Origin of the sequence: Pseudomonas sp. MYb541 (genome assembly GCF_037479595.1) — a bacterium.
Lineage (GTDB): Bacteria > Pseudomonadota > Gammaproteobacteria > Pseudomonadales > Pseudomonadaceae > Aquipseudomonas > Aquipseudomonas canadensis.
In genome coordinates, this window is record NZ_JBBGYS010000026.1 from 83173 (window position 1) to 91101 (window position 7929).

Here is a 7929-nt window from a genome sequence, read left to right on the forward strand (position 1 = left end):
GGCGCGGCCTGAGGAGAGAAGTGCATGACGCAAGTCACGGTGAAACAACTGGCCGATGAGGTCAAAACACCGGTAGAGCGCCTGTTGCAGCAGATGCGTGAGGCAGGTCTGCCGCACACCGCCGCCGACGAAGGTGTGAGCGACAGTGAGAAGCAGTCTTTGCTGACTCACTTGAAAAGCAGCCACAAGGCGAAAGTGGAAGAACCGCGCAAGATTACATTGCAGCGCAAAACCACCAGCACCCTGCGTGTTGCTGGTAGCAAGAGCATCAGCGTTGAAGTACGCAAGAAGAAAGTCTTCGTACAGCGCAGCCCGGAAGAAATCGAAGCCGAGCGCAAACGCGAACTGGAAGAACGTCGCGCAGTAGAAAATGCTGCACGTCAGAAGGCTGAAGAAGAAGCCAAGCGTCGCGCCGAAGAAGAAGCGCGTCGCCAGCCTGCTGCTGCGCAATCTGCTACCAACGACGCAGTCGCGGCTCCTGCCGCGGCCGCCGAACCTGTGCGTGAAAGCGCACCGGTTGTGGCTGCCGCTCCAGCACCGTCTGCAGACGTTCGCAACAAGCAGAACGAACAGCGCCGTCCGGACAAACCACGTGCCGACGATAACAATCGTCGCAGTGGCGGTGGTGATGGCGAGCGCAAAAACGCTCCGCATCGCGCCTCGGTCAAAGAGAAAGCGCCTGCTCCACGCGTTGCCCCACGTACTACCGACGAAGAAAGCGATAGCTTCCGTCGTGGTGGTCGCGGCAAGGCCAAGCTGAAAAAACGCAACGCCCACGGTTTCCAGAGCCCAACCGGCCCTGTCGTGCGTGATGTGCAGATCGGCGAGACCATCACTGTTGGCGATCTCGCCAATCAGATGTCGGTCAAGGCTGCTGAAATCATCAAGTTCATGTTCAAACTGGGTACCCCAGCGACCATCAACCAGGTGCTTGATCAGGAAACTGCTCAACTGGTAGCCGAAGAGCTGGGCCACAAAGTGACCCTGGTCAGCGACACTGCCCTGGAAGATTCCCTGGCCGAGTCCCTGAAGTTTGAAGGTGAGACGTTCTCCCGTGCGCCAGTTGTGACCGTAATGGGCCACGTTGACCATGGTAAGACTTCCCTGCTCGACTATATCCGTCGTGCCAAGGTAGCTGCTGGCGAAGCCGGTGGTATCACCCAGCACATCGGTGCGTACCACGTTGAAACCGAACGCGGCATGGTCACTTTCCTCGACACCCCTGGTCACGCCGCGTTTACCGCAATGCGTGCCCGTGGTGCCAAGGCAACTGACATCGTGATCCTGGTAGTTGCAGCGGACGACGGCGTAATGCCGCAGACCATTGAAGCGGTCCAGCACGCCAAGGCTGCGGGTGTTCCACTGGTTGTTGCAGTGAACAAAATCGACAAGCCGGGCGCTGATCTCGATCGCATCCGTAGCGAACTGTCGGTTCACGGCGTGACTTCCGAAGAGTGGGGCGGTGATACGCCATTCGTTTCGGTTTCGGCGAAAGTCGGTACCGGTGTAGACGAACTGCTCGAAGCGGTCCTGCTGCAAGCTGAAGTACTCGAACTGAAAGCAACTCCATCGGCTCCAGGTCGCGGTGTTGTGGTTGAATCGCGTCTCGACAAAGGTCGTGGCCCGGTTGCAACCGTTCTGGTTCAAGACGGTACCCTGCGCCAAGGCGACATGGTGCTGGTCGGTTCGAACTATGGCCGTGTACGTGCCATGCTCGACGAGAACGGCAAGCCAATCAAGGAAGCTGGTCCTTCCATCCCTGTCGAGATCCTCGGCCTGGACGGTACCCCGGACGCTGGCGACGAGATGAGCGTGCTGTCCGACGAGAAGAAAGCCCGTGAAGTGGCTCTGTTCCGTCAAGGCAAGTTCCGCGAAGTCAAACTGGCTCGCGCTCACGCCGGCAAGCTGGAAAACATCTTCGAAAACATGGGCCAGGCAGAGAAGAAGACGCTCAACATCGTCCTCAAATCTGACGTCCGTGGTTCCCTCGAAGCGTTGAACGGCGCCTTGAATGGCCTGGGTAACGACGAAGTGCAAGTGCGTGTTGTAGGCGGTGGCGTAGGTGGTATCACCGAATCCGACGCCAACCTGGCACTGGCTTCCAACGCTGTACTGTTTGGCTTCAACGTGCGTGCCGATGCTGGCGCACGGAAGATCGTCGAGCAGGAAGGCCTGGACATGCGTTACTACAACGTCATCTACGACATCATCGAAGACGTCAAGAAAGCCCTTACCGGCATGCTTGGCAGCGATGTCCGGGAGAACATCCTGGGTGTTGCCGAGGTGCGTGACGTGTTCCGCTCGCCGAAATTCGGCGCGATCGCCGGTTGCATGGTTATCGAAGGTACTGTGCACCGTAACCGTCCAATCCGTGTACTGCGTGAAGACATCGTTATCTTCGAAGGCGAGCTGGAATCCCTGCGCCGCTTCAAGGATGACGCTTCCGAAGTGCGTGCCGGCATGGAATGCGGTATCGGCGTCAAGAGCTACAACGACGTCAAGCCTGGCGACAAGATCGAAGTCTACGAGAAGGTTCAGGTTGCTCGCAGCCTCTAACTCGCGCACTTCCGGAGCCACGCCGCGTGTGGGCATGCAAATGCCCCGCGCAGCGTACGGACTCTAAACGCAACGCCCGGTCTGGCTTTTGTCAGGCCGGGCGTTTGCCGCTTTCAGACCTCACGGGTTTCACCGTGTGGCAGTAACAGGTAACAAGACATGGCAAAAGAATACAGCCGTACCCAGCGTATCGGCGATCAGATGCAGCGCGAGCTGGCCCAACTGATCCGTCGCGAAGTCAAAGACCCTCGCGTTGGCCTGGTCACCATCACCGCCGTAGAAGTGAGCCGTGACGTGGGTCACGCCAAGATCTTCATCACCGTGATGGGGCAGGACAGCAGCGAAGAAATCGCACAAAGCATCAAGGTGCTCAACTCGGCCGCAGGTTTCCTGCGCATGCAGTTAGCCCGTGAAATGAAGCTGCGCAGTGTTCCTCAGTTGCACTTCCACTACGACGAAAGCGTCGTGCGGGGTGCGCACCTGTCGGCATTGATCGAGCGCGCCGTGGCTGAAGACAGCCAGCATCCGTCCACACCTGAAGACGCCAAGGAGTAAGCGGTGGCTCAGGTCAAACGTATCCGTCGCAACGTCAGCGGCATAATCCTGCTCGACAAGCCCATTGGCTTTACCTCCAATGCCGCGTTGCAGAAGGTCCGCTGGCTGCTCAACGCCGAAAAGGCCGGGCACACCGGCAGCCTCGATCCTTTGGCCACCGGTGTACTGCCATTGTGCTTTGGCGAGGCCACCAAGTTTTCGCAATACCTGCTCGATTCCGACAAGGGTTACGAAACCCTGATGCAATTGGGCAAGACCACCACCACGGCCGACGCCGAAGGTGATGTTCTGCAGGTTCGCGATGTGACCGTTGGTCGTGCAGATATTGAAGCCGCTTTACCGGGTTTTCGTGGGCAAATCAGTCAGATACCGCCGATGTACTCGGCGCTCAAGCGTGATGGCCAGCCTCTTTACAAGCTGGCACGTGCGGGCGAAGTAGTGGAGCGCGAACCGCGTTCTGTTACTATTGCGCGCTTGGAACTGCTCGCCTGTGAAGGCGACACTGCCCGCCTGGCCGTGGACTGCAGCAAAGGCACCTATATCCGTACCCTCGTGGAAGATATCGGTGAAAAGCTCGGTTGCGGTGCGTACGTTGCAGAACTGCGACGCACCCAGGCCGGCCCTTTCAGCCTGGCCCAGACGGTCACGCTGGAAGAGTTGGAAGCCGTACACGCCGAAGGCGGCAACGAAGCGGTTGATCGCTTCCTGATGCCATCGGACAGCGGTTTGCTGGATTGGCCATTGCTGCACTTCTCGGAGCACAGCGCGTTCTACTGGCTCAACGGCCAGCCGGTACGTGCCCCGGATGCCCCCAAGTTCGGCATGGTGCGGGTACAGGATCATAATGGTCGCTTCATCGGTATCGGTGAAGTGAGCGAAGACGGGCGCATCGCGCCGCGTCGACTGATTCGGTCAGAATGACCGGACGAGGGTGGCTGTTAACAGGCACGGTCACTACTCATTTTTAGATACAGGGATTTGTCCCTGGCCTGTTGAAACTGCCCTTTGGGTGGTTTCCTGAAAAAAGGATTGCCTCATGGCTCTCGACGTTCAAGAAAAAGCACAAATCGTTGCTGACTATCAGCAAGCTGTTGGTGACACTGGTTCGCCAGAAGTGCAAGTTGCACTGCTGACCCACAACATCAACAAGCTGCAAGGTCACTTCAAGGCCAACGGTAAAGATCACCACTCCCGTCGTGGTCTGATCCGCATGGTAAACCAGCGCCGTAAGCTGCTGGACTACCTGAAAGGCAAGGATCTGGGTCGTTATCAGACTCTGATCGGTCGCCTGGGTCTGCGTCGCTAATAAGCGATTGCGCTAGAGGTTGGTTGTCTGCCGTGTGCCAGTGGGATTCCCGCTGGCTCATGGTAGGCTCCCAGCCTCAAGTTTTATCTGGATACACGTTTTACCCTGGACCAGGTTCGGGCCGATTCCCGACATTGCCCAAGAATTTCGCAAGAAGACAAGTTCCCCCAAGAGCCACAAAGAAGGTAGGACACCGTGAACCCGGTTATTAAAAAATTCCAGTTCGGTCAGTCGACCGTTACCCTCGAGACAGGCCGTATCGCCCGTCAAGCCTCCGGCGCAGTGCTGGTTACCGTTGACGACGACGTTACCGTTCTGGTGACTGTAGTTGGCGCCAAGACCGCTGACCCGAGCAAAGGCTTCTTCCCTCTGTCCGTTCACTACCAGGAAAAGACTTACGCTGCCGGTAAGATCCCTGGCGGTTTCTTCAAGCGTGAAGGCCGTCCTTCCGAGAAAGAAACCCTGACTTCCCGACTGATCGACCGTCCGATCCGTCCGCTGTTCCCAGAAGGCTTCATGAACGAAGTGCAGGTTGTCTGCACCGTCGTTTCCACCAGCAAAAAGACCGATCCGGACATCGCTGCGATGATCGGTACTTCGGCTGCCCTGGCCATCTCCGGCATTCCTTTCGATGGCCCGATCGGCGCTGCCCGCGTTGCTTTCCACGAAAGCACCGGCTATCTGCTGAACCCGACTTACGAGCAACAGAAAGCTTCGAGCCTGGACATGGTTGTAGCCGGTACCTCGGAAGCCGTGTTGATGGTTGAATCGGAAGCCAAAGAGCTGACCGAAGACCAGATGCTGGGTGCCGTACTGTTCGCCCACGACGAGTTCCAGGCTGTCATCAAGGCCGTCACCGAGCTGGCTGCCGAAGCTGCCAAGCCAACCTGGACCTGGGCTCCACAAGCTGAAGCGACCGAACTGCTGGGCGCTATCCGCTCCGAGTTCGGCGCTGCCATCTCCGACGCCTACACCATCACCGTCAAGGCCGACCGTTACGCTCGCCTGGGCGAGCTGAAGGATCAGGTTGTGGCCAAGCTGTCCGGTGAAGAAGGCCAGCCTTCCTCCAGCGACGTCAAAGCGGCTTTCGGTGAAATCGAATACCGCACCGTTCGCGAAAACATCGTTAACGGCAAGCCACGTATCGACGGTCGCGACACCCGTACCGTACGTCCGCTGAACATCGAAGTCGGCGTTCTGCCGAAGACTCACGGTTCGGCGCTGTTCACCCGTGGTGAAACCCAGGCTCTGGTAGTCGCGACCCTGGGCACCGCCCGTGACGCACAACTGCTGGACACCCTGGAAGGCGAGAAAAAAGACCCGTTCATGCTGCACTACAACTTCCCTCCGTTCTCGGTGGGCGAGTGTGGTCGCATGGGTGGTGCTGGTCGTCGCGAAATCGGTCACGGCCGTCTGGCCCGTCGTTCGATCGCCGCGATGCTGCCTGCAGCTGACGTGTTCCCGTACACCATCCGTGTTGTGTCGGAAATCACCGAGTCCAACGGTTCCAGCTCCATGGCTTCCGTTTGCGGTGCTTCCCTGGCACTGATGGACGCGGGTGTGCCGATGAAGGCGCCGGTTGCCGGTATCGCCATGGGCCTGGTTAAAGAAGGCGAGAAGTTCGCCATCCTGACCGACATCCTGGGCGACGAAGACCACCTGGGCGACATGGACTTCAAAGTAGCCGGTACCGCCAAAGGTGTGACCGCGCTGCAGATGGACATCAAGATCAAAGGCATCACCGAAGAAATCATGGAAATCGCCCTGGGCCAAGCCCTGGAAGCGCGCCTGAACATTCTCGGTCAGATGAACCAGATCATTGGTCAGTCCCGCACCGAACTGTCGGAAAATGCTCCGACCATGATCGCGATGAAAATCGACACCGACAAAATCCGTGATGTCATCGGTAAAGGCGGCGCGACTATCCGTGCGATCTGTGAAGAAACCAAGGCTTCGATCGACATCGAAGACGATGGCTCGATCAAGATCTTCGGCGAAACCAAGGAAGCGGCTGAAGCAGCACGTCAGCGCGTTCTGGGCATCACTGCTGAGGCCGAGATCGGCAAGATCTACGTCGGTAAGGTTGAGCGCATCGTCGACTTCGGCGCATTCGTCAACATCCTGCCGGGCAAGGACGGTCTGGTTCACATCTCCATGCTGAGCGACGCTCGCGTTGAGAAAGTGACCGACATCCTGAAGGAAGGCCAGGAAGTGGAAGTGCTGGTACTGGACGTGGACAACCGCGGCCGTATCAAGCTGTCCATCAAGGACGTAGCAGCAGCCAAAGCTTCGGGCGTTTAAACCCCCCGAGCTTTCAGCTGAAAAAGGGACTCTTCGGAGTCCTTTTTTTATGGGCGCTGGAAAGTAGCGGGAAATCAGCCGTTTAGCTGAATCCAAAAGCCGCAACTTGCATGCAGCCACGATGGTATTCATGCAACTTGCACGATTCCGAAAATTGCGCGCTTTTATAACTTGTTGTTTTATATGAGTTTTATGGGCTCATCAAACTTGGCACACTGCCTGCAATATTCCTGTTAACGCTGCAGCATCAAGGTTTACGTACTGCAGACTTTTAATAAAACAGGAGTTACTCGTATGAAGAAGTTCGCTCTCGCTACTGCTACCGCTCTGACCCTGGCCATGGGTGCTAACGTAGCCTTTGCTCAGACTTCCCAAGCCCCTATGACGCTGGCGGCCGGTGAAGTGACCAAGGCTAAAGAGTCCACCTCGGATACCTGGATCACCACCAAAGTGAAAGCTGACCTGCTGACCGAGAAAGGTATTCCTGGTTCGGACATCAAGGTTGAAACCAACAAAGGCGTGGTTTCCCTGTCCTCCGAAGTCGCTATTTCGGACTCGCAAAAAGCGACCGCTGTAGCCATCACCAAGAAAATCAAGGGTGTCACTGCTGTTTCTGCTGATGGCCTACTGGCTGGCGGCGCAACCAAAGCTGATGGTATCGATAAAACCAAGGGCGCAGCTGCTAGCGCTAAAGAGTCCACTTCGGATACTTGGATCACCACCAAAGTCAAAGCTGATCTGGTAACCGAGAAAGGCATTCCTGGTACTGACATCAAAGTCGAAACCAACAAAGGCGTAGTGTCCCTGTCTTCGACCGCAGCGGTCACTGAAGCTCAGAAAACTACCGCGGTGAACATCACCAAGAAAATCAAAGGCGTTAAAGCTGTATCGGCCGACGGCCTGAAAGCAGAGTAACGCACCCGTTTCGTCTGAACCGAATGGCGGCGGCTTAGGGTGAGTTAGATATCCACCTGATGCACCTCTGGAGTTCATGCGACCGACCACACGGATGTGGTCATTACAGGCCCCGGCACTTGTGTCGGGGCCTGTTCTATTCTGGGCTGGAATACAAACGTTACAGGTATGAGATTCAAATGTGGGAGCGGGCTTGCCCGCGAAGGGGCAGTGTCAGTTGACAGATTCGTCGACTGACCCACCGCCTTGGCGGGCCAGCCCCCGCCCCCAATTTGTGTTTTGGTTGGGTGTGTTTT

At 57.1% G+C, this 7929-nt stretch carries 6 protein-coding genes; all 6 read left to right on the forward strand.

The genetic code is table 11. The features are described 5' to 3' along the window. The first annotated feature begins 24 nt into the window (after positions 1–24). Positions 25–2556, forward strand: a complete 2532-nt coding sequence (infB, locus tag WH299_RS17360) for a translation initiation factor IF-2 (RefSeq protein ID WP_122728090.1) — start codon at positions 25–27, stop codon at positions 2554–2556. Positions 2557–2715: 159 nt separating this feature from the next. Beyond that, positions 2716–3111 carry a 30S ribosome-binding factor RbfA gene (gene rbfA / locus WH299_RS17365; RefSeq protein ID WP_016973761.1) on the forward strand — a complete coding sequence of 132 codons (396 nt, stop codon included), beginning with the start codon at positions 2716–2718 and terminating at the stop codon, positions 3109–3111. Positions 3112–3114: 3 nt separating this feature from the next. Beyond that, a complete protein-coding gene (truB, locus tag WH299_RS17370; protein ID WP_016976825.1) occupies positions 3115–4032 on the forward strand; it encodes a tRNA pseudouridine(55) synthase TruB in 918 nt (305 codons plus the stop codon). 115 nt (positions 4033–4147) lie between these two features. Further along, positions 4148–4417 (forward strand): 30S ribosomal protein S15, encoded by a 270-nt coding sequence (gene rpsO / locus WH299_RS17375; RefSeq protein WP_003177875.1) that lies wholly within the window; start codon positions 4148–4150, stop codon positions 4415–4417. A gap of 195 nt (positions 4418–4612) precedes the next feature. Beyond that, positions 4613–6718 (forward strand): polyribonucleotide nucleotidyltransferase, encoded by a 2106-nt coding sequence (gene pnp, locus WH299_RS17380; RefSeq protein WP_016976826.1) that lies wholly within the window; start codon positions 4613–4615, stop codon positions 6716–6718. Between the two features lie 294 nt (positions 6719–7012). Then, positions 7013–7633 carry a BON domain-containing protein gene (locus WH299_RS17385; protein WP_028617968.1) on the forward strand — a complete coding sequence of 207 codons (621 nt, stop codon included), beginning with the start codon at positions 7013–7015 and terminating at the stop codon, positions 7631–7633. Positions 7634–7929 lie beyond the last annotated feature (296 nt).

Bases quoted from the DNA above. Each gene is read 5' to 3' on its own strand.
- infB (WP_122728090.1), top strand. From the start codon at position 25: ATGACGCAAGTCACGGTGAAACAACTGGCCGATGAGGTCAAAACACCG.
- rpsO (WP_003177875.1), top strand. From the start codon at position 4,148: ATGGCTCTCGACGTTCAAGAAAAAGCACAAATCGTTGCTGACTATCAG.
- rbfA (WP_016973761.1), top strand. From the start codon at position 2,716: ATGGCAAAAGAATACAGCCGTACCCAGCGTATCGGCGATCAGATGCAG.
- WH299_RS17385 (WP_028617968.1), top strand. From the start codon at position 7,013: ATGAAGAAGTTCGCTCTCGCTACTGCTACCGCTCTGACCCTGGCCATG.